The organism is Enterobacter cloacae complex sp. 382A5 (genome assembly GCF_050031095.1).
Taxonomy (GTDB): domain Bacteria; phylum Pseudomonadota; class Gammaproteobacteria; order Enterobacterales; family Enterobacteriaceae; genus Enterobacter; species Enterobacter cloacae.
Map to the genome: position 1 here is coordinate 1,208,708 of NZ_JBLGVK010000001.1, position 19,534 is coordinate 1,228,241.

Here is a 19,534-nt window from a genome sequence, read left to right on the forward strand (position 1 = left end):
CCCCTCACCCTAACCCTCACCCACGGCGAGGGGGGATGGTTTGCTCCCTCTCCCTGTGGGAGAGGGCCGGGGTGAGGGCATCAGCGCGCACGCTTTCCAAGCGGCACCACCAGCGGCGTGCCCGCCACCGGGTCGTCAATAATCATGCAGCGCATGCCGTAGATCCGCTCGATAAGCGCTGGCGTCACAATCTCCTTCGGCGCGCCCTGCGCCACAATTTCGCCGTCGCGCAGTGCAATTAAATGCGTGGCATAGCGGCAGGCCTGATTCAAATCATGCAGCACCGCCGCCAGGGTGTAACCCTGCGTGCGGTTGAGCTCGCTCAGCAACTCGAGCAGATCGATCTGATGGCTGATATCAAGCCAGGTCGTCGGTTCATCCAGCAGCATAATGGAGGTCTCCTGTGCCAGCACCATTGCGATCCACGCTCGCTGACGCTGGCCGCCGGAAAGCGTGTCCACGCTCTGCCGGGCAAGGTCGGTAATGCCCGTTGCCTGCATCGCGCGGTTCACCGCGTCTGCATCTTCCTTGCGCCAGCGGGTAAACAGCGGCTGGTGCGGATAGCGTCCGCGTGAGACCAGCTCCTGCACCGTGATGTCTCCCGGCGTGGTGGCGTTTTGCGCCAGCAGCCCGATGCGCCTGGCCACCTCTTTACTGGCAAAGCGCTGGATCTGCTCGCCGTCGAGGAATACGTGGCCTTCAACCGGCGTCATCAGGCGACTGAGGGTGCGCAACAGGGTCGACTTGCCGCAGCCGTTCGGGCCGATAATCGCCGTGAAATGGCCGTCAGGAATGTTGACGGTTAAGTCATGGGCAACGATTTTTTTGCCGTAACCGAGAGTAAGGCTTTCGCCGCGCAAGCGGGTGGTTGAATCGGTCATTTCTTGCGTGACTCCTGAACGAGCAAGACGATGAGGTAAATCCCGCCAAGGCTGACGGTGACAACGCCCACCGGAAGTTGATAAGGCATAAACAGCCGCTGGGCGCAGAGATCGGCGGCCAACAGTAACATTGAGCCGCACAGCGCCGCCTGGGTTAAGCCCCAGCGGGCCGTACCGCTAAGACGACGCGCAATGTGAGGGGCAACAAGGGCGATAAAGGAGATGGGTCCGGCAATCGCAGTGGAGGCCGCGGTGAGCAACACGGCGACCAGCATCAGCATCAGGCGCGAACGCTCAACGCCAACCCCCAGCGCACAGGCGCTGTCGTCACCCATCTCCAGCAGCCGCATGCGCCGCACCAGCAGCAGCGCGGCGATAAACATCAGCAGAATCAATGGCGCGGCAGGCCAGACTTTGCCCCAGGTCAGGCCGTTGAGGGAACCGGCATACCACAGCCCGGCCGACAGCGCCGTTTCCAGCGAAGCCTGCAGCAGCAGCCAGGTATTGAACGCCATCAGCATGGCACGCACGCCGATACCGATAATGATCAGGCGGAAAGTGTCGATACCGTTGCGCCAGGCAAGCAGCCAGATCACCAGCGCGGTCAGTATCCCGCCGGTCATCGCCGTCACGGTGATGGCCGTCAGATGCTGACCAAACAGCACCATCGCGACCAGCACGCCGCTCCAGGCGCCGGTGTTGAGACCCATTACATCCGGGCTACCGAGCGGATTGCGCATCAGCGACTGGAAAATCGCGCCGCTGACGCCAAGCGCGGCACCCACCAGCATCGCCATTGCCACGCGCGGCAGTCGCCACTCCGTCACCACCATCGTGACAGCGCGCGGGGCGCTGCCGGTGAGCGCGTTAAACACCTGGGCCAGATCGAGCGTCACCGCGCCGCTGCACAGGCTTGCGATCGCCAGCATCAGAATGGCGATAACCAACAGCGAAACGCTGACGATCAAACGACGAGAGGGGGCCATCATGCGTCACCTCCGCGTTTACGTCGTACCAGGAAGATCAGGACCGGCGCGCCGATAAAGGCGCTTACCACCGAAACGCGCAGTTCGCCGGGAACCAGAAGACGCCCGACAACATCAGCGAACAAGAGCAGGGCCGGGGTGGCCAGCAGCGTCACCGGCAGCGACCAGCGGTGATCGGCCCCCACCAGCCAGCGCGACAGATGCGGCATCATCAGCCCGATAAAGGCAATCGGGCCGACCACTGCCGTCGCACTGCCGCACAGCACGGTGATGACCACTAATCCCGTCAACTGGGTTCGCGCCACGCGGTTGCCGAGCGCGGTAGCGGTGTCGCTGCCAAGGCTCAGGCTGTTCAGCGCCCGGCTTAAACCGAGTGCCACGGCGGCGGCAATCATCACCGGGATGACCACCACCTTAAGCGTCTCCAGCGTGCGGATATCCAGCGAACCGGCCTGCCAGAAGCGGAGCTGGTCGTAAACGTCCGGGTTAAGCAGGGCAATGCCGTTAGATAACCCTTCCAGCACGGCGGCAAGCGCCACGCCCGCCAGCGTCAGACGTACCGGGCTAAGCTGCCCGCCGCCCTGGCTGCCGGTGAAGGCGACAATCAGCGAGGCCGCCAGCGCGCCGCAAAAGGCCATTACCAGTTGTACTGAGGGAGAGGTAAACCCGAACAGCGCCGCGCCAAGCACAATGGCAAAGCTGGCACCGCTATTCACGCCAAGAATGCCGGGGTCAGCCAGCGGGTTGCGGGTGAGGGTTTGCATAAGTGCCCCCGCAAGCCCCAGTGCGCCACCGGCAAGTAATCCGGCCAGGGTACGGGGCAGGCGGGCATCCAGCACGATGGTGCAGTCGGCGCTCTGACAGGTACCAAAGAGCGCATCAACAATCACGGAGGCGGGCAGCGGTTTCGCACCAACCAGCAGACTGAGCGCCATCGCAAGGATTAACAGCAGCAATAACACGGGCACGGCAACGGCGCGCACCGCAGAAGAAGAGGAAAACGACATAGCAACATCCATGATTTGATAATGATAGTGATTATCGTTATCTATCTTATTTGGCTATGTTAGCATGTGTGCCCATGGAATGGGTAGAAATAGACTCAAGGTCTTGTCATGAATCAAAAATCCTGGCTGATTAACCTCAGCCTGCTGAAGACGCATCCGGCGTATCGCGCCGTGTTTATCGCGCGTTTTATCTCCATTTTGTCCCTTGGCCTGCTCGGCGTTGCCGTCCCGGTACAGATCCAGACGTTGACGCACTCAAGCTGGCTGGTCGGGCTGTCGGTCACCTTAACCGGCGGGGCGATGTTTATCGGTCTGATGATCGGCGGCGTGCTGGCCGACAGGTACGAACGCAAGAAGCTGATCCTGCTGGCGCGCGGCACCTGCGGGGTGGGGTTTGTCGGATTGTGCCTGAACGCAATGCTGCCAGAACCCTCCTTACTCGCCATTTACGCCCTCGGGCTGTGGGATGGTTTCTTTGCTTCGTTAGGTGTGACGGCGCTGCTGGCCGCCACGCCCGCGCTGGTAGGACGTGAGAATTTGATGCAGGCGGGGGCAATTACCATGCTCACCGTCCGTCTTGGCTCGGTGATATCGCCGATGGTGGGTGGCCTGCTGCTGGCCACCGGTAACGTGGCGTGGAACTACGGCCTCGCGGCGGCGGGGACGTTTATCACCACCTTAACCCTGCTGCGTCTGCCGCTTCTGCCACCGCCACCGCAGCCGCGTGAGCATCCGCTGAAATCGCTGATGGCGGCGATCCGGTTTCTGTTCAGCAACCCGCTGATTGGTGGTATTGCGCTGCTCGGCGGCCTGCTGACGATGGCGAGCGCCGTACGCGTGCTGTACCCGGCGCTGGCGGGGGTGTGGCAGATGAGCGCCTCAGAGATTGGCGTGCTGTACGCCGCCATTCCGCTCGGCGCGGCGTGTGGTGCGCTAACCAGCGGCAGGCTGGCGCAGAGCGCGCGTCCGGGGTTGATTATGCTGTTGACGACGCTGGCGTCGTTTATCGCGATGGGGTTCTTCAGCCTGATGCCGGTCTGGGCGCTGGGTGTGCTGTGTCTGGTGCTCTTCGGCTGGCTGAGCGCCATCAGTTCTCTGTTGCAGTACACCCTGATCCAGACCCAGACGCCGGAGGGAATGCTCGGGCGCATCAACGGCCTGTGGACCGCGCAAAACGTGACGGGCGATGCCATTGGCGCGGCGATCCTCGGTGGGCTGGGGGCCGTCATGACACCGGTGGCTTCGGCGAGCACCAGCGGGTTTGCGTTAGCCGTTGTAGGTGGGATCCTGTTAATGGTATTAGCAGAATTGCGCCGGTTCAGGCAGGAGGTTGTATTGAACGACGGTGCGGCCTGATGCCCTCACCACGGCCCTCTCCCACGGGGAGAGGGAGGTAAAATGCCTACTTAAACAATGCGTTTAATCTCTCTAACACCAACATCGCGCTGTAATAATCCAGGCGGAACGTCTCCGTTCCCAGTGCCCACACGCGTTTGTTCTTCACCGCAGGCAGGTGCGCCAGCAGTGGGTTGGCGTAAATCGCCTCGACATCTTTTTGATCGCCGGCAAACAGGAACAGGCCTTCACCGTTCAGCCCGGTAGCCAGATTTTCACCGCCTAACTGGATGATGTCGTGACGTTTGCCCTGACTTTTTGAGGTGTGCAGCCCGGCAGGCAGATCGGCCAGGGTAAAGCCTAACTGGTGCAACAGCTGGCCCTGAGCGGACTCCGCGGTCCACAGGTTAGCGCTGTGCGCGGCAGCGGTGTAAACAATGGCGTTCACCGGCTGCGGCGGCAGCGTCATCTGCTGTTTCACCTGCGCGAGTTGTTTATCGAATGCTGCAATGCGTTCGGCGGCCTGTTTTTCCTGTCCGGTTATCGTGCCTAGCTGCTTCAGCAGTTCCTGCCAGCTTTTGTCGTCGTAGTTGATGATGAGCGTCGGCGCGATGGCGGAGAGCTGATCGTACAACGCCAGGGCCGAGTCTCCGCCGGTGGCGCTAATCAAAATCAGATCCGGCATTTGTGCCGCCACCGCTTCTGCGCTCGGCTCGCCAATGTACAGGCGCGCTACCTTGCGCTGTTTCGCAATATCACCCCACTGACGTAAAAAGCCCTGCGCATCCGCCACGCGGTTATTGGGCGTGGTCGCCCCGCTGGCCACTACCGGAGCGTCAATCGCCAGCAATGAGCCGGTCAGGGTCACGCTGGTGGAGACAATGCGCGTGGGTTTGCTCTCCAGGGTATGCACGCCGCGGCTGTCGGTTACCTGACGCGGCCAGTCGGCGGCGATGGCTGAGGTTAGTCCTAAAACAAAACATCCCGTTAAAAGAAGGGCATTACGGCAAACGGCGGGGAATTTCACAACGCGGCATCCTGTTCTCTTTGAAGTTAATGCTTCTCATTTTCATGATTGCGGCGAGGGGATGCAAGCGATACTCGCACAAGATGTTCGCTCTGCGGTTGACACCGGTGCGATGTGGGATTAGGTTAGCCAACGAAAATATAAATGATAATCATTATTGCTTCTTTTATCATTTTATGGAGGATGATATGGATACGTCCCTGGCTGAGGAAGTTCAGCACACCGCGACCACGCTGCCATCAGACAGCTTTTTCTTTATGTCGCCTTACCGCAGTTTTACCACGTCAGGCTGTTTTTCCCGTTTCTCTGAACCCGCCGAGGGCGGTGATAACCCGTCGGGGGCCTTCCAGCAGAAACTGGCTCAGGCTTTCCGCAACGCGAAGGCCAGCGGCATTGCCCATCCCGTGATGGTGGGAGCCATCCCGTTCGATACCCGCAAGCCCTCATCCCTGTTTATTCCGCAGCACTGGCAGACATTTTCGCGCCCGGCGCGTCAGCAGTCCGCGCGCTATTTTTCCGCTTCTCAGACGTTGAACGTGGAAACCCGCACTGAGATCCCGCCGCAGCCCGTGTTTGAAGAGATGGTTGCCCGTGCGGCAGCGCTCACCGCCACGCCACAGGTGAACAAAGTGGTGCTGTCGCGGCTGATTGATATTGCGACGGATAAAACGATTGAGAGCGGCGCGCTGATGGAGCGACTGATCGCCCAGAATCCGGCCAGCTTCAACTTCCATGTGCCGCTGGAAGATGGCGGCGTGCTGCTGGGCGCGAGCCCGGAACTGCTGCTGCGTAAAGAAGGGGCACACTTTAGCTCTCTGCCGCTGGCGGGCTCTGCGCGTCGTCAGCCGGATGACGTGCTGGATCGCGAGGCGGGTAATAAGCTGCTGGCCTCCGAGAAGGATCGCCACGAGCACGATCTGGTGACCCAGGCGATGAAAGCCATTCTGGCACCGCGCAGCCATCATCTCAGCATGCCAGCTTCCCCGCAGCTGATCACCACCCCAACGCTCTGGCATCTGGCGACGCCGGTGGAAGGGGACGCCCGTGAAAATGAGAACGCCCTGACCCTGGCCTGTCTGCTGCACCCAACGCCTGCGCTGAGCGGTTTCCCGCATCAGGCGGCAAAAGAGCTGATTGCCGGGCTGGAGCCGTTCGACCGCGAACTGTTTGGCGGCATCGTTGGCTGGTGTGACAGCGAAGGCAACGGCGAGTGGGTGGTGACCATCCGCTGCGCACGTTTGCTTAAAAATCGCGTTCGCCTGTTTGCCGGTGCGGGCATTGTGCCAGCCTCCTCCCCGGTGGGCGAGTGGCGCGAAACCGGGGTGAAGCTCTCCACCATGCTCAACGTTTTTGGTTTGCACTGAGGAATCATCATGACCATCCCCTTTACCCGTTGGCCTGAGGAGTTTGCCCGGCGCTACCGTGAAAAAGGCTACTGGCAGGATCTGCCGCTGACCCACATTCTGACCGACCACGCGGAGAAAGATACCGTCGCCATTATTGACGGTGAACGTCACCTGACCTGGCGCGCGTTCAACCAGGCGGTGAATAACCTGGCCTCCGTCCTGCAGGGGCAGGGCGTGCGTCGTGGCGAGACCGCGCTGGTTCAGCTCGGCAACGTGGCTGAGTTTTACATCACCTTTTTCGCGCTTCTGCAGGTGGGTGTGGCTCCGGTGAACGCGCTTTTCAGCCACCAACGTAACGAGCTGAACGCCTACGCCGCACAGATCAAACCCGCGCTGCTGATTGCCGACCGCGAGCACGCCCTGTTTGCAGGCGATGATTTCCTGAACCGTTTTGTGGATGAACATCGCTCTGTGCGTGTTGTCCTGCTGCGTGGCGATAACGGCGCACATGCCCTGGAGGCGGCCATCGCCCACCCGGCGGCCCATTTCATCCCCAACCCCACGCCCGCCGACGAAGTGGCGTTCTTCCAGCTTTCAGGCGGCAGTACCGGCACGCCAAAACTGATCCCGCGTACGCATAACGATTACGACTACAGCATCCGTCGCAGCAACGAAATTTGCGGCATTACCGCGGATACCCGCTATCTGAATGCGCTACCGGCGGCCCATAACTACGCCATGAGTTCCCCGGGTTCGTTAGGGGTATTCATGGCTGGTGGCTGCGTGGTGCTGGCGCACGATCCGAGCGCCACGATCTGCTTCCCGCTGATTGAACGCCATCAAATTAACGTCACCTCGCTGGTACCCCCGGCGGTCAGCCTGTGGTTGCAGGCGATTGCCGACGGCGCGGGCAATGCGCAGCTTAAATCGCTGAAGCTGCTGCAGGTGGGGGGCGCACGCCTCTCCGCCACGCTTGCCGCGCGTATTCCGGCGGAAATTGGCTGCCAGCTACAGCAGGTGTTCGGCATGGCGGAAGGGCTGGTGAATTACACCGCTCTCGATGATACCCCGGATCGCATCATCCACACCCAGGGCCGTCCGATGTGCCCGGATGACGAAGTGTGGGTGGCGGACGAGCACGGCAACCCGCTGCCACGTGGCGAAACAGGGCGTCTGATGACCCGCGGGCCGTACACCTTCCGCGGCTATTTCAACAGCCCGGAACACAACGCCAGCGCCTTTGATGCCAACGGTTTTTACTGCTCCGGCGATCTGATTGCCATCGACGAGCAGGGGTACATCACTGTGCAGGGGCGCGAGAAAGATCAGATCAACCGCGGCGGGGAGAAGATCGCCGCTGAAGAGATCGAAAACCTGCTGCTGCGCCATGAGGCGGTGATCCACGCCGCACTGGTGAGCATGGAGGACAGCCTGTTGGGCGAGAAAAGCTGCGCGTTTCTGGTGGTGAAACAGCCGCTGCGCGCGGTTGAGGTGCGTCGCTTCCTGCGCGAGCAGGGCGTTGCCGAATTCAAACTGCCGGATCGCGTGGAGAGCGTGGATGCGCTGCCGTTAACGCCGGTCGGCAAAGTCGATAAGAAACAGTTGCGCCTGTGGATCGCTGAACGCGCCCGGGCCTGAGGAACAGAGTATGGCTATTCCAAAATTAACCGCTTATGCGCTGCCAACTGCCGCAGAGTTGCCGACAAGTAAAGTGAACTGGGCGTTTGAGCCTGAACGTGCCGCGCTGCTGATCCACGATATGCAGGAGTATTTCCTGAACTTCTGGGGCGAAAACAGCGCGATGATGCAGCAGGTGGTGGCGAACATCGCCAGGCTGCGCGCGTATTGTAAAGCGCACAACATTCCGGTTTATTACACCGCCCAGCCGAAAGAGCAGAGCGACGAAGACCGTGCCCTGCTGAATGACATGTGGGGCCCGGGCCTGACCCGCTCCCCGGAGCAGCAGCGCATCGTCGCTGAACTGACCCCGGATGAAGCGGACACCGTGCTGGTGAAGTGGCGCTACAGCGCGTTTCATCGCTCGCCGCTGGAGCTGATGCTGAAAGAGACAGGCCGCAATCAGCTGCTGATCACCGGCGTGTATGCCCACATCGGCTGCATGACCACCGCCACCGATGCGTTTATGCGCGATATCAAACCCTTCTTTATTGCCGACGCGCTGGCAGATTTCACCCGCGAAGAGCATCTGATGTCGCTCAACTATGTGGCGGGGCGTTCCGGCCGCGTGGTGATGACCGATGACCTGTTGCCGTCGGTTCCGGCCTCAAAAGCGGCGCTGCGTGAGCTCATCCTGCCATTACTCGATGAAACCGACGAACCGATGGATGATGAAAACCTGATCGACTACGGCCTGGATTCGGTGCGCATGATGGCGCTCGCCGCACGCTGGCGTAAAGTCCACGGCGATATCGATTTCGTGATGCTGGCAAAAAATCCGACCCTCGACGCCTGGTGGGCGCTACTCTCCCGCGAGGTGCAGTAATGGTTTTTGATTTCACCGGCAAAACCGTCTGGGTGACAGGGGCGGGTAAGGGGATTGGTTATGCGACGGCGCTGGCCTTTGCCGACGCGGGCGCGAAGGTGACCGGATTCGATCTGGCCTTCCCGCAGGTAAATTATCCATTTGCTACCGAAGCGCTGGACGTATCTGACGCGGCGCAGGTGAGCGACGTCTGCGGGCGCTTGCTCGCCGTAGAGGAACGTCTGGACGTACTGGTCAACGCCGCCGGCATTCTGCGCATGGGCGCCACGGACCAGCTTTCGCAGGAGGACTGGCAGCAGACGTTTGCGGTCAACGTTGGCGGGGCGTTTAACCTCTTTCAACAGACGATGGGCCAGTTCCGTCGTCAGCAGAGTGGGGCGATTGTCACCGTGGCGTCCGACGCGGCCCACACGCCGCGCATCGGGATGAGTGCCTATGGCGCCTCGAAAGCGGCGCTGAAAAGCCTGGCCCTCACCGTCGGGCTGGAGCTGGCGGGCAGCGGCGTGCGCTGTAATCTGGTGTCGCCGGGGTCAACGGATACCGATATGCAGCGCACCCTGTGGACCTGCGACGATGCGGAGCAGCAGCGCATTCGCGGTTTTGGCGAGCAGTTTAAGCTGGGGATCCCGCTCGGGAAAATTGCCCGTCCTCAGGAGATTGCCAGCACGATCCTGTTCCTGGCCTCCGATGCTGCCAGCCATATCACCCTGCAGGATATCGTGGTGGACGGCGGCTCCACGCTGGGGGCGTAATGATCTGGAAACGCCATTTATCGTTAGATGCGCTGAACGCCACCAGCCAGAACACGCTGGTGGCGCATCTGGGCATCGTTTATACCCGCCTTGGCGACGATACGCTGGAAGCGGAAATGCCGGTGGATACGCGCACCCATCAGCCGTTTGGCCTGCTGCACGGTGGCGCGTCGGCGGCGCTGGCGGAAACGCTGGGCTCGATGGCCGGTTTTCTGATGACCCGCGACGGGCAGAACGTGGTGGGAACGGAGCTGAATGCCACCCATCATCGTGCGGTAGCGCAGGGGACCGTGCGGGGCGTGTGTCAGCCGCTGCATCTGGGTCGATCCAGCCAGAGTTGGGAGATTGTGGTGTTCGACGAGCAGGGACGGCGGTGCTGTACCTGCCGGTTGAGTACGATGGTGCTGGGGTAATGTTGTGCGGGCTGTTGCCCTCACCCTAACCCTCTCCCACAGGGAGAGGGGACGGTGTAGTACAAAATTAGAGCATTGAGACGACGCGTTTAAGTAACCGAATTCGCGGCGCAATGGACGCTTTGTCCAGCCACTCCGCCGGGCTGTGGAAGCCCGCGCCAATCGGCCCTAAGCCGTCAAGCGTGGGAATACCCAGCGCGGCGGTGTGGTTGGCATCGCTGCCGCCGCCAACCGCCTGCCAGGTAATGGCGATGCCTTCCGCTTTACCTGCCGCTTCAACCTGCTGCATCAGTGCCTGAGTCGCAACGCTTGCTGCCATCGCCGGTTTGTGATTGACCCGCGTCAGCGTCGTCGTCACGCCGTCTAAAAAGCCTTTTTCACATAAGGCTTCCAGCGCCTGATTCACCCGGTCGTACTCGTCGTTTTCCCAGAAGCGAACGTCGAGCTCGGCCACGGCGTTGTCCGCCACCACGTTTGCCGCGCTGCCGCCGCTAATCACCCCTACGTTGAGTGTGGTGCCGCGCGACCCGTCGCTCAGCGCATTCAGGGCAACGATGCTGTTTGCCAGCGCTGTGATTGCCGAACGGCCTTTTTCCGGGTCGTTACCCGCGTGTGCCGCCACGCCCTTGAAGGTAAGGTGATAGCCCGCCATACCTTTACGCGCTTTCACCAGAGAGCCATCAGCACGGGCAGCTTCGCACACCAGCACGCAGCGGGAGCGTTGTGCCAGTGCACCGATCCATTCGTGGGAGTATACCGAGCCCGTTTCTTCGTCCGGGTTCATCGCGACCGCGATTGCCAGGCGATCTTTATCCGCAGGATCTAGCTCGCGCATTGCCCACAGAATATTGAGCAGTCCGCTTTTCATATCAGACACGCCGGGGCCGTAGAGACGCGTATCGTCCTCGCTCAACGGGCGTTCGGCCACGGTGCCGGGGGCAAAAACGGTATCAAGATGGCCGACCAGCAGCACGTCGAACTGCTCTGCCTGCGGCTTGTTGCTGACGAAGAGGCCCGGGCCAACCTTCTCGCCCAGGTTTACCTGCCCGGTATGCCAGCCTTCGCGTTGCCAGAGTGATTCTAAAATGCCAGCCACGGCGGCAACGCCCGCGATGGTCTGGGTACCGCAGTCCACGTTCACCAGGCTTTTCAGCTCTTCAATGTAGCGATCCAGATTCATTTCCTTTTCCTTGTAAGCGGTAAGCGCGCGATCGCGCACGGTCATTCTGGCGAGGTTGAGCGTAAAAAAAATGATACAAATCATCCCGTAAGGTTGAGCCAGGACGAAAAACGCAGAAGTGTGACCGATGACAGCGACGGGGTTGTTTCAGCCTGAAAGTGATCGACTTAACACTGTGGTGTAAATCTCTGGTTTGACCACGCATTATTGCGTTTCAAAGTTGTTAAATTTTACGCGTTGTTCTAGAAACAAAATGTAACATCTCACTGTTCCACAACAACGGACAACAACTATGAACAACTCAGGGAAATATCTTACATGGGCACTGCTTTCCGTTGTGGGAGCTTTTGCCCTGGGCTATATCGCCCTCAACCGGGGGGAACAGATCAATGCGCTCTGGATTGTCGTTGCCTCCGTCTGCATTTATCTGATCGCGTATCGTTTTTATGGTCGCTATATCGCCAAAACGGTGCTGGCGGTTGACGGCACGCGCATGACGCCCGCCGTTCGTCATAACGACGGGCTGGACTACGTTCCGACCGATAAGAAAGTGCTGTTCGGTCACCACTTTGCGGCGATTGCCGGGGCAGGCCCGCTGGTGGGGCCGGTGCTGGCGGCGCAGATGGGCTATCTGCCGGGGATGATCTGGATCCTTGCCGGCGTGGTGCTGGCGGGGGCCGTACAGGACTTTATGGTGCTGTTCGTCTCCACCCGTCGCGACGGCCGTTCGCTTGGCGAGCTGGTGAAAGAGGAGATGGGCGCGACGGCCGGGGTGATTGCGCTGGTGGCGACCTTTATGATCATGGTGATCATCCTTGCGGTGCTGGCGATGATTGTGGTGAAAGCGCTGACCCACAGTCCGTGGGGGACTTACACCGTCGCGTTCACCATTCCGCTGGCCATTTTTATGGGGATCTACATTCGCTACCTGCGTCCGGGACGTATTGGTGAGGTGTCGGTGATTGGTCTGGTGCTGCTGGTGTTCGCCATTATCTCCGGCGGCTGGGTGGCAGAGAGCCCAACCTGGGCACCGTTCTTCGACTTTACCGGCGTACAGCTGACCTGGATGCTGGTGGGGTACGGGTTTGTGGCCGCGGTGCTGCCGGTGTGGCTGCTGCTGGCCCCGCGTGATTACCTTTCCACGTTCCTGAAAATTGGCACCATCGTCGGGCTGGCTATCGGTATTTTGATCATGCGCCCGACGCTGACCATGCCAGCGTTAACCAAATTCGTTGACGGTACGGGCCCGGTCTGGACCGGTAACTTGTTCCCGTTCCTGTTTATTACCATCGCCTGTGGTGCGGTGTCTGGCTTCCACGCGCTGATTGCCTCCGGGACCACGCCGAAGATGCTGGCGAATGAAAATCAGGCCTGCCTGATTGGCTACGGCGGCATGCTGATGGAGTCCTTCGTGGCGATCATGGCGCTGGTCTCTGCCTGCATTATCGACCCGGGCGTCTACTTCGCGATGAACAGCCCGATGGCGGTTCTGGCTCCGGCGGGCACCGCCGACGTGGTGGCATCCGCAGCACAGGTGGTAAGCGGCTGGGGCTTTGCCATTACCCCGGATACGTTATCGAGTATCGCCAGTGAAGTGGGTGAGCAGTCGATTATCTCCCGCGCGGGTGGCGCGCCTACGCTGGCGGTGGGCATGGCCTACATCCTTCACGGTGCGCTGGGCGGGCTGATGGATGTCTCGTTCTGGTATCACTTCGCCATTCTCTTTGAAGCGCTGTTTATTCTGACGGCGGTGGATGCGGGGACGCGTGCGGCGCGCTTTATGCTGCAGGATCTGCTGGGCGTGATCTCCCCGAACCTGAAGCGTACCGATTCGCTCCCGGCGAACCTGCTGGCAACGGCCTTGTGCGTGCTGGCGTGGGGGTACTTTCTGCATCAGGGCGTGGTGGATCCGCTTGGCGGTATTAACACGCTGTGGCCGCTGTTCGGTATCGCTAACCAGATGCTGGCAGGGATGGCGCTGATGCTGTGTGCGGTGGTGCTGTTCAAGATGAAGCGCCAGCGTTATGCCTGGGTGGCGCTGCTGCCTACCGCCTGGCTGCTGATTTGTACCCTGACGGCGGGCTGGCAGAAAGCCTTCAGCCCGGACAATAAAGTGGGCTTCCTGGCGATTGCCAATAAGTTCCAGGCGATGATCGACAGCGGTAAAATCCCGGCGCAGTATACGGAATCACAGCTGTCGCAGCTGGTGTTTAACAACCGTCTGGATGCCGGGCTGACCATCTTCTTTATGGTGGTGGTCGTGGTACTGGCGTTGTATTCTCTGAAGACCGCGCTGGCGGCGCTGAAAGAAGACAAGCCGACAGCGAAAGAGACACCGTATGAACCGATGCCTGAGAACCTGGAAGAGATTGTCACCCAGGCCAAAGGGGCGCATTAACCTGTGTGCCGGGTGGCGCTAGCGCTTACCCGGCCTACATTTCTTATCCTCCCTCTCCCTTTGGGAGAGGGCCGGGGTGAGGGAAACAAACGAGAAATGACTTATGTTCGACACCCTTTCGAAAGCAGGCAAATACTTAGGCCAGGCCGCCAAAATGATGATTGGCGTGCCGGACTACGACAACTACGTCGAGCATATGCGCGTCAACCATCCGGACCAGACGCCAATGACCTACGACGAATTTTTCCGCGATCGCCAGGACGCCCGTTACGGCGGCAAGGGCGGGGCGAAGTGCTGTTAACCCTCTTTCGGTAAATAGAGGCTGATCTGTTCCTGTTTACAGCCGTAGATCGCCGCCAGCTTTTCACGGGTGCGCTTTTGCGGACGGGAGTCCAGCGCTTCCAGCTGTGATACGGCAGACTGGGTGATGCCGAGTTTCTCTGCCACCTCCTGCTGGGACATGCCGCGCAGGATGCGCCAGGCGGCCTGCAGGCTGACGTTCTGCCAGGTCATGATGCTGCAAACCTCACCTGGAAGTTCAACGTCATCCAGCTCATCGTGTTCGACTTCAATATCCTCCAGATCGTCGTCGGTTTCGTCGTCGATTTCCGCCATCTGCAGGCACATACGAAAATATTCATCATAGGGAATAACCACGTACTGCGTTTTTCCGTTATCGTCCTTAATTAGCTGAACAGCCATAGGTGGCTTTCTCCTCGTGCAGGTAAGTTGTTGATGTTCTGCGCTTAACGGCCAAAACATAACAATGGTTATCGGGGTCGTCCCGAAGCGTATAGACGATGCGGTAATCGCCAACGCGTAGCCGGTAGTGATCTTCTGTCGCCGATATTTTTTTGATATCGGGCCGGGGAGCCGAGCGGTCATCCAGCTCAACAAGCTTCAACTCAATGCGACGCTGATATCGCTCGTCAATCTTTAAAAATGCCTTCTTTGCCCCATTGGACCAGACAATCTTCATCCGTACCTCCACTGTACGCCCACACAAAATATAAGGAAATAATAAGACTATTAGATAAATTCCGAATTTCTTATGGGCTACTGTAGAGCGGAGAACAAATGCAAGTAAGCGGCAAAACGCAAACCGTCGAGGCGGTGCGAAAACGCCTCTGCCGGGCGACAGAGGCTTGCAGAAAATGTGCGATCAGGCGTTCAAACCGCCGTCCACATCCAGCCCTGTACCGGAGATCTGTCCGGCGGCCGGGCTGGCGAGGAAGGTGACCGCCGCCGCGATATCTTCCGGTTGCCCGTAATGACCGACGGCAATCATCTGACGCTGGGCTTCTGCCTGTTCGCCGTCCTCCGGGTTCATATCGCTGTTGGTCGGGCCGGGATGCACCAGGTTCACGGTAATACCGCGGGGCCCCAGATCCCGCGCCAGACCGCGCGTGAAGGAGTTAAGCGCGGATTTGGTCATGGAGTAGACGGAGATACCCGGCATCGCCACGCGGTTTGCCAGACAGCTACCGATATTGATAATGCGTCCGCCGTCAGACATGTGTACCAGCGCTTCCTGCGTGGCGATCACCACGCCGCGAATGTTGACGTTAATCAGGGCATCGATATCCGCCAGCGTCATGGACTCCAGCGGGCCGCCGCGGGCGATACCGGCGTTATTGACCAGAATGTCCAGCCCGCCGAGGGTGCGCGCCGCATGGGTGACCGCGTCCTGAATAGCCTCTGCACTGGCGCTATCGGCCTGAACCGCCTCACTGTGCCGCCCCAGCGCGCTTATCTCATCGACCACGGCCTGGGCTTTATCGACGGACTTTTCATACGTGATAACCACATCGGCACCGGCGCGTGCCAGCGACAGCGCGATAGCACGGCCCAATCCCCGGCTGGCGCCGGTGACCAGCGCTTTCTTACCTGTTAAATCGATCTGCATGATGACCTCGTTGCGAGAGTGGTGAGAATCATCATTAGGTATAGTCGCTCGGCGCGTTTAACGGCTGAAGGATTCCACTTTCTCGAATGCCGCGCGCAGAACGTCAGGTGTGAGCGCCACGGGCAAATAGTGAATCGACTCCACCGGGCGCAGGGTGTGATTGATGACCTTGTCCAGTTCGTCACGGTTGTTGATATCCACCTCCAGCTCGCGAAGCCGGGTCGGCAGGTTAAAGCGCTGATACGCGGTGATAAGCTGCGCCAGCACGTCGTCCTGACCGAGCAGGGCGCTTTGCACCAGAATGCCGTAGGCCACTTTGGTGCCGTGCAGGTATTTTTCCGTCTGCGGCAGGACGGTTAAGCCGTTATGCACCGCATGTGCCGCCGCCACGCGTGTATAACGTTCGCCGAGGCCACCGACCATGCCGCCACCGGCAATAATGGCATCCACCACATCCCTGAATGCCTGCGTTGCTTCGCCGCGCTGCTGGTCAGCCAGCGCGTCCTCGCTGCGTTCCAGCAGCACGTCGCGGATAGCCAGCGCGCCGTTAATCCCCAGACGTACGGTCAGCGGCAGGTGCTCAGGCTGCGGTGCGAGTACAACCGCTTCATACCACTTCGCCAGGGTATCGCCGATACCAGCCAGCAGGTATTCCGCCGGGGCGTTAAGGATGATTTGCGGCTCCACCAGCACCAGGAAATTGGCATCGTCGAAAATTTCAAACTGCAGCGCCTGCCCGGCATCGTTGTACCAGACGGAGAGCGGCGTCCATGCCGCACAGGTAGCGGCGATGGTCGGGATACCCACGAACGGAACGCCCAAACGACGCGCCACGGCTTTGACCGTATCCATCACCACTCCGCCGCCAACACCAATCACCACGGCCGCCTCGCTGCCGGATTCATTCACCAGATGGGTGACGTCACGCTCGCTGCAGTGGCCTTTGAACAACAGGTGTTTTGCGCCGGGGGCCGCAAAGCTCTCCGGCAGGTAGGGACGTGCGCCTTCAAGCGCGCGTTCGCCGTAGATCCACACCGCGCGAGAAAGCTGCTCCGGGGTGAAGAAGTCATGCAGATGCGCAAGGCTTCCGGGGTGAGAAAAGTAGTTCGCCGGGCCGGGAACGACGCGGATATCGGTGTTGCTCATGGTGTTGTCCTTTTTTAGCAAGCGCTAACCCGATGTTATGTCTGGACATCCGGATGGCTAATAATATTTGGCTTTATCTTATGCCTTTTCTGTCGTTGTCAGTCAACCGGAGCTGTGAAAAATTCAATAAATCAAACTATTAATGAGGATCCTACGCGGATGGTTTCCAGTCGCCTTGAGATGCGCGGTATCAGCCTGGCCTTTTCCGGCTTTCAGGCGCTGTCGCGCGTGGACTTTACCCTGAACGGCGGATCGGTGCATGCATTGACCGGGGCTAACGGCGCAGGGAAATCGACGCTGATGGCGGTGCTGTGCGGAACGCACGATCGCTATGAGGGGGAGATCTGCATTAATAACCAGCCGGTGACGATCCGCGAACCGCTCGATGCCAAACGGCTGGGGATCCACCTTGTGCAGCAGGAAGTGGACGTGGCGCTGGTTCCGGGGCTGAGCATCGCTGAAAACATCATGCTCGACCAGCTGGCGCAGCCGGGACATCGCTACCGCTGGCGTGCTATTCGTCAACAGGCGAAGCAGGCGCTGGCGCAGCTCGACGTTACGCTGGACGTTCGCCGTTCCATCGACAGCTGTTCGTTGGCTGAAAAACAGCAGATCCTGCTGGCGCGGGCGCTGTCGCATCACTGCCGTTTTTTGATCCTCGATGAACCTACCGCACCGCTGGATGCCCACGACAGTGAACGCCTGTTCGCGGTGGTGCGACGTTTAAAGCAGCAGGGCATTGGCGTGGTGTTTATCTCGCACCGCATTCATGAACTGAAAGCCATCAGTGACACCTTAACGGTGCTGCGTGATGGCAAGCTGATTGAGACCGGCCCGATGGCGGATCTCAGCGGCGAAGCGATCGTCGAGAAGATGCTCGGCCACGAGCTGAGCGATATCTACCCGCCAGCACGTCCTGTGCATAGCGACGAGACGCTGCTGCGGGTGGAGGGACTGCACGACGACGCATTGCTGAAAGATATCTCCCTGCATCTGCGTAAAGGCGAAATCCTCGGCATTGCCGGGTTGGCGGGCGCAGGCAAAACCGAACTTTGCAAGGCGCTGTTTGGTGCCAGCAAAAGCCGGGTGGAGCGTGGCGAGCTCAATCATCAGCCCTGGAAACCGCGCGATCCGGCCGATTCCGTGCTGCGCGGGCTGGCGCTGGTACCGGAGGAGCGGCGCAAGGAGGGGATTTTCATCGACGAGCCGGTGAGCATGAACCTGGCCGTGACGGCAGATACCAGCTTTTCGCGCTGGAGTCTCTTTGGCCATCGTCAGGCGTGGCGCTGGGCGGAAGAGGTGATAGCCCGCGTCGGCGTGCGAACACGCGGGCCGGGGCAGGTTTTACGTCGGCTTTCTGGCGGTAACCAGCAGAAGGTTGCTATTGGCAAATGGCTGCGCAATGACGCCAGCGTGCTGATATTTGACGAGCCGACCAAGGGCGTTGACGTCAAAGCGAAGACCGATCTGTTTCAACTGATCGACGGTCTGGCCCGCGAGGGCAAAGGGGTGATTTACGCTTCGGGCGAATTTGCCGAACTGGTAGGGCTGTGCGACCGCATCTGCGTGCTCTGGGACGGACGCATCGTGGCGGAAATCCCCGGGGCCGAGGCCCGTGAAGAGACACTACTTTATTATTCAACCGGAGGAACGGCGTCGTGAGCAAAGCCCTTTCAGTGACCGCGGCGGCGTCTGGCCGTCAACAGATTTTCGATTTTCTCTACCGGTGGGGCATGTTGCTCACCGTGGTGGCGCTGGTGGTGGTTTTTGGCCTGGCGTCGGACAGCTTCCTCGACCCAAACAACATCATCAACATTCTGCGCTCGATCGCCATCGTCACGGTGATTGCCATTGGCGTATCGATTTCACTCACCGTGGGCGGGTTCGATCTCTCCGTTGGCTCCACGGCCTCGCTGGCGAATGCGCTGGTGATTTCGCTCTTCGTCTGGCACGGCTTCGGCACCACCGAATCGATTGTGATCACCCTTGCGCTCTGTACCCTGGTCGGGCTGTTTAACGCCTTTCTGATCGTCATTCTGCGTATTCCAGACATGCTCGCGACGCTTGCCAGCCTGTTCGTCATTCAGGGCGTGGCGATGACCTACAGCTACGGCGGGTCGATTACCGAAAACATGGTGCTGCCGAGCGGTGATATGGCGGAAGGAACCATTCCGGCGGCGTTCAGCCTGCTGGGGCAGGTGCCGACCATCGTCATCATCATGCTGGCGGTGACCCTACTGGCACAGCTGGGATTGTCACTGACCACCCACGGCCGGCGTATGTACGCCATCGGCGGTAACCCGGAGGCGGCGCGCCTTTCAGGCATTCGCACCACGCGCTACAAAGTTGCGGCCTACGTGCTTGCCTCGCTGCTGGCCGGACTGGGCGGGATTTTGCTGGCCTCGCGCATTGGGTCGTCGCAGGTGAATGCGGGCGGCGGGTATCTGATGGACGCGGTGGCGGCAGCGTGGATCGGCTTTTCGCTGGCCGGGTCAGGCAAGCCGAACGCGCTGGGAACGCTGGTGGGGGCGGTCATTCTGGGCGTGCTGTCGAACGGGCTGGTGATGCTCTCCGTACCGTATTACGCCATGGACATTATAAAAGGGCTGGTGCTTGCCGTGGCGCTGGCGATTACTTACATACAAAAACGCTGA

General features: G+C 60.0%; 19 protein-coding genes. 10 read left to right on the forward strand and 9 right to left on the reverse strand.

Going from position 1 to position 19,534, the window contains the following annotated elements; translation table 11 throughout:
- Positions 1 to 80: 80 nt before the first annotated feature.
- The 3 genes from fepC to fepD are packed head-to-tail and all read right to left on the reverse strand — an operon-like array spanning position 81 to position 2,874.
- Entirely contained in the window at positions 81 to 881 is an 801-nt protein-coding gene (gene fepC / locus ACQG2G_RS05675; RefSeq protein ID WP_248766812.1) for an iron-enterobactin ABC transporter ATP-binding protein, read from the reverse strand.
- Positions 878 to 1,870 (reverse strand): iron-enterobactin ABC transporter permease, encoded by a 993-nt coding sequence (fepG, locus tag ACQG2G_RS05680; protein WP_038418881.1) that lies wholly within the window; start codon positions 1,868 to 1,870, stop codon positions 878 to 880. The genes fepC and fepG overlap by 4 nt, the downstream gene beginning before the upstream one ends.
- On the reverse strand, positions 1,867 to 2,874 hold the full coding sequence (fepD, locus tag ACQG2G_RS05685) for a Fe(3+)-siderophore ABC transporter permease (RefSeq protein WP_248766813.1): 1,008 nt from the start codon (positions 2,872 to 2,874) through the stop codon (positions 1,867 to 1,869). The genes fepG and fepD overlap by 4 nt, the downstream gene beginning before the upstream one ends.
- Before the next feature lie 108 nt (positions 2,875 to 2,982).
- Between fepD and entS the strand changes: the two genes are divergently transcribed.
- Positions 2,983 to 4,230 (forward strand): enterobactin transporter EntS, encoded by a 1,248-nt coding sequence (gene entS, locus ACQG2G_RS05690; RefSeq protein WP_038981022.1) that lies wholly within the window; start codon positions 2,983 to 2,985, stop codon positions 4,228 to 4,230.
- A 46-nt stretch (positions 4,231 to 4,276) separates the two neighbouring features.
- Here the strand turns inward: entS and fepB are convergent, their stop codons facing one another.
- Positions 4,277 to 5,236, reverse strand: coding sequence for a Fe2+-enterobactin ABC transporter substrate-binding protein (gene fepB / locus ACQG2G_RS05695; protein ID WP_061772545.1), 960 nt, complete (start codon positions 5,234 to 5,236; stop codon positions 4,277 to 4,279).
- A gap of 188 nt (positions 5,237 to 5,424) precedes the next feature.
- Between fepB and entC the strand changes: the two genes are divergently transcribed.
- From entC to entH, 5 genes are read left to right on the forward strand one after another with little or no spacing between them, the layout of a single operon-like run.
- Complete coding sequence (gene entC, locus ACQG2G_RS05700) at positions 5,425 to 6,600, forward strand: isochorismate synthase EntC (RefSeq protein WP_061772546.1); 1,176 nt, start codon at positions 5,425 to 5,427, stop codon at positions 6,598 to 6,600.
- A 9-nt stretch (positions 6,601 to 6,609) separates the two neighbouring features.
- The gene (gene entE, locus ACQG2G_RS05705) at positions 6,610 to 8,220 is read left to right on the forward strand and encodes a (2,3-dihydroxybenzoyl)adenylate synthase EntE (RefSeq protein WP_058681112.1); all 1,611 of its coding nucleotides are present in this window, start codon (positions 6,610 to 6,612) and stop codon (positions 8,218 to 8,220) included.
- Between the two features lie 10 nt (positions 8,221 to 8,230).
- The gene (locus ACQG2G_RS05710) at positions 8,231 to 9,085 is read left to right on the forward strand and encodes an isochorismatase (RefSeq protein ID WP_020684613.1); all 855 of its coding nucleotides are present in this window, start codon (positions 8,231 to 8,233) and stop codon (positions 9,083 to 9,085) included.
- Positions 9,085 to 9,837 carry a 2,3-dihydro-2,3-dihydroxybenzoate dehydrogenase EntA gene (gene entA, locus ACQG2G_RS05715; protein ID WP_230134661.1) on the forward strand — a complete coding sequence of 251 codons (753 nt, stop codon included), beginning with the start codon at positions 9,085 to 9,087 and terminating at the stop codon, positions 9,835 to 9,837. Before ACQG2G_RS05710 ends, entA begins: the two co-directional genes overlap by 1 nt.
- Positions 9,837 to 10,250, forward strand: coding sequence for a proofreading thioesterase EntH (gene entH / locus ACQG2G_RS05720; RefSeq protein ID WP_029883765.1), 414 nt, complete (start codon positions 9,837 to 9,839; stop codon positions 10,248 to 10,250). Before entA ends, entH begins: the two co-directional genes overlap by 1 nt.
- 67 nt (positions 10,251 to 10,317) lie before the next feature.
- On the opposite strand, the gene ACQG2G_RS05725 is transcribed toward entH, so the two are convergent.
- A complete protein-coding gene (locus tag ACQG2G_RS05725) occupies positions 10,318 to 11,430 on the reverse strand; it encodes a M20 family metallopeptidase (protein WP_013097629.1) in 1,113 nt (370 codons plus the stop codon).
- Between the two features lie 292 nt (positions 11,431 to 11,722).
- Here ACQG2G_RS05725 and cstA point away from each other — a divergent pair, with 292 nt between their 5' ends.
- Together cstA and ACQG2G_RS05735 are read left to right on the forward strand one after the other, a co-directional pair.
- Entirely contained in the window at positions 11,723 to 13,828 is a 2,106-nt protein-coding gene (gene cstA / locus ACQG2G_RS05730) for a pyruvate/proton symporter CstA (protein WP_057072256.1), read from the forward strand.
- Between the two features lie 103 nt (positions 13,829 to 13,931).
- On the forward strand, positions 13,932 to 14,129 hold the full coding sequence (locus ACQG2G_RS05735) for a YbdD/YjiX family protein (RefSeq protein ID WP_013097627.1): 198 nt from the start codon (positions 13,932 to 13,934) through the stop codon (positions 14,127 to 14,129).
- On the opposite strand, the gene ACQG2G_RS05740 is transcribed toward ACQG2G_RS05735, so the two are convergent.
- The 4 genes from ACQG2G_RS05740 to ACQG2G_RS05755 form a co-directional block, all read right to left on the reverse strand.
- Positions 14,126 to 14,530, reverse strand: coding sequence for a helix-turn-helix domain-containing protein (locus tag ACQG2G_RS05740; protein ID WP_013097626.1), 405 nt, complete (start codon positions 14,528 to 14,530; stop codon positions 14,126 to 14,128). The two genes, ACQG2G_RS05735 and ACQG2G_RS05740, sit on opposite strands and share 4 nt — an antisense overlap.
- Complete coding sequence (locus ACQG2G_RS05745; RefSeq protein ID WP_045293352.1) at positions 14,511 to 14,807, reverse strand: type II toxin-antitoxin system RelE family toxin; 297 nt, start codon at positions 14,805 to 14,807, stop codon at positions 14,511 to 14,513. The genes ACQG2G_RS05740 and ACQG2G_RS05745 overlap by 20 nt, the downstream gene beginning before the upstream one ends.
- Positions 14,808 to 14,990: 183 nt before the next feature.
- Positions 14,991 to 15,734, reverse strand: coding sequence for an SDR family NAD(P)-dependent oxidoreductase (locus tag ACQG2G_RS05750; RefSeq protein WP_013097624.1), 744 nt, complete (start codon positions 15,732 to 15,734; stop codon positions 14,991 to 14,993).
- Between the two features lie 57 nt (positions 15,735 to 15,791).
- A complete protein-coding gene (locus ACQG2G_RS05755) occupies positions 15,792 to 16,880 on the reverse strand; it encodes an oxidoreductase (RefSeq protein ID WP_248766814.1) in 1,089 nt (362 codons plus the stop codon).
- Between the two features lie 159 nt (positions 16,881 to 17,039).
- On the opposite strand from ACQG2G_RS05755, the gene ACQG2G_RS05760 reads away from it, so the two are divergent.
- Entirely contained in the window at positions 17,040 to 18,542 is a 1,503-nt protein-coding gene (locus tag ACQG2G_RS05760; protein ID WP_248766815.1) for a sugar ABC transporter ATP-binding protein, read from the forward strand.
- Positions 18,539 to 19,534 carry an ABC transporter permease gene (locus tag ACQG2G_RS05765; protein WP_013097621.1) on the forward strand — a complete coding sequence of 332 codons (996 nt, stop codon included), beginning with the start codon at positions 18,539 to 18,541 and terminating at the stop codon, positions 19,532 to 19,534. The genes ACQG2G_RS05760 and ACQG2G_RS05765 overlap by 4 nt, the downstream gene beginning before the upstream one ends.

Bases quoted from the DNA above. Each gene is read 5' to 3' on its own strand.
- fepC (WP_248766812.1), bottom strand. From the start codon at position 881: ATGACCGATTCAACCACCCGCTTGCGCGGCGAAAGCCTTACTCTCGGT.
- fepG (WP_038418881.1), bottom strand. From the start codon at position 1,870: ATGATGGCCCCCTCTCGTCGTTTGATCGTCAGCGTTTCGCTGTTGGTT.
- fepD (WP_248766813.1), bottom strand. From the start codon at position 2,874: ATGTCGTTTTCCTCTTCTTCTGCGGTGCGCGCCGTTGCCGTGCCCGTG.
- entS (WP_038981022.1), top strand. From the start codon at position 2,983: ATGAATCAAAAATCCTGGCTGATTAACCTCAGCCTGCTGAAGACGCAT.
- entC (WP_061772546.1), top strand. From the start codon at position 5,425: ATGGATACGTCCCTGGCTGAGGAAGTTCAGCACACCGCGACCACGCTG.
- entE (WP_058681112.1), top strand. From the start codon at position 6,610: ATGACCATCCCCTTTACCCGTTGGCCTGAGGAGTTTGCCCGGCGCTAC.
- ACQG2G_RS05710 (WP_020684613.1), top strand. From the start codon at position 8,231: ATGGCTATTCCAAAATTAACCGCTTATGCGCTGCCAACTGCCGCAGAG.
- entA (WP_230134661.1), top strand. From the start codon at position 9,085: ATGGTTTTTGATTTCACCGGCAAAACCGTCTGGGTGACAGGGGCGGGT.
- entH (WP_029883765.1), top strand. From the start codon at position 9,837: ATGATCTGGAAACGCCATTTATCGTTAGATGCGCTGAACGCCACCAGC.
- ACQG2G_RS05725 (WP_013097629.1), bottom strand. From the start codon at position 11,430: ATGAATCTGGATCGCTACATTGAAGAGCTGAAAAGCCTGGTGAACGTG.
- cstA (WP_057072256.1), top strand. From the start codon at position 11,723: ATGAACAACTCAGGGAAATATCTTACATGGGCACTGCTTTCCGTTGTG.
- ACQG2G_RS05735 (WP_013097627.1), top strand. From the start codon at position 13,932: ATGTTCGACACCCTTTCGAAAGCAGGCAAATACTTAGGCCAGGCCGCC.
- ACQG2G_RS05740 (WP_013097626.1), bottom strand. From the start codon at position 14,530: ATGGCTGTTCAGCTAATTAAGGACGATAACGGAAAAACGCAGTACGTG.
- ACQG2G_RS05745 (WP_045293352.1), bottom strand. From the start codon at position 14,807: ATGAAGATTGTCTGGTCCAATGGGGCAAAGAAGGCATTTTTAAAGATT.
- ACQG2G_RS05750 (WP_013097624.1), bottom strand. From the start codon at position 15,734: ATGCAGATCGATTTAACAGGTAAGAAAGCGCTGGTCACCGGCGCCAGC.
- ACQG2G_RS05755 (WP_248766814.1), bottom strand. From the start codon at position 16,880: ATGAGCAACACCGATATCCGCGTCGTTCCCGGCCCGGCGAACTACTTT.
- ACQG2G_RS05760 (WP_248766815.1), top strand. From the start codon at position 17,040: ATGGTTTCCAGTCGCCTTGAGATGCGCGGTATCAGCCTGGCCTTTTCC.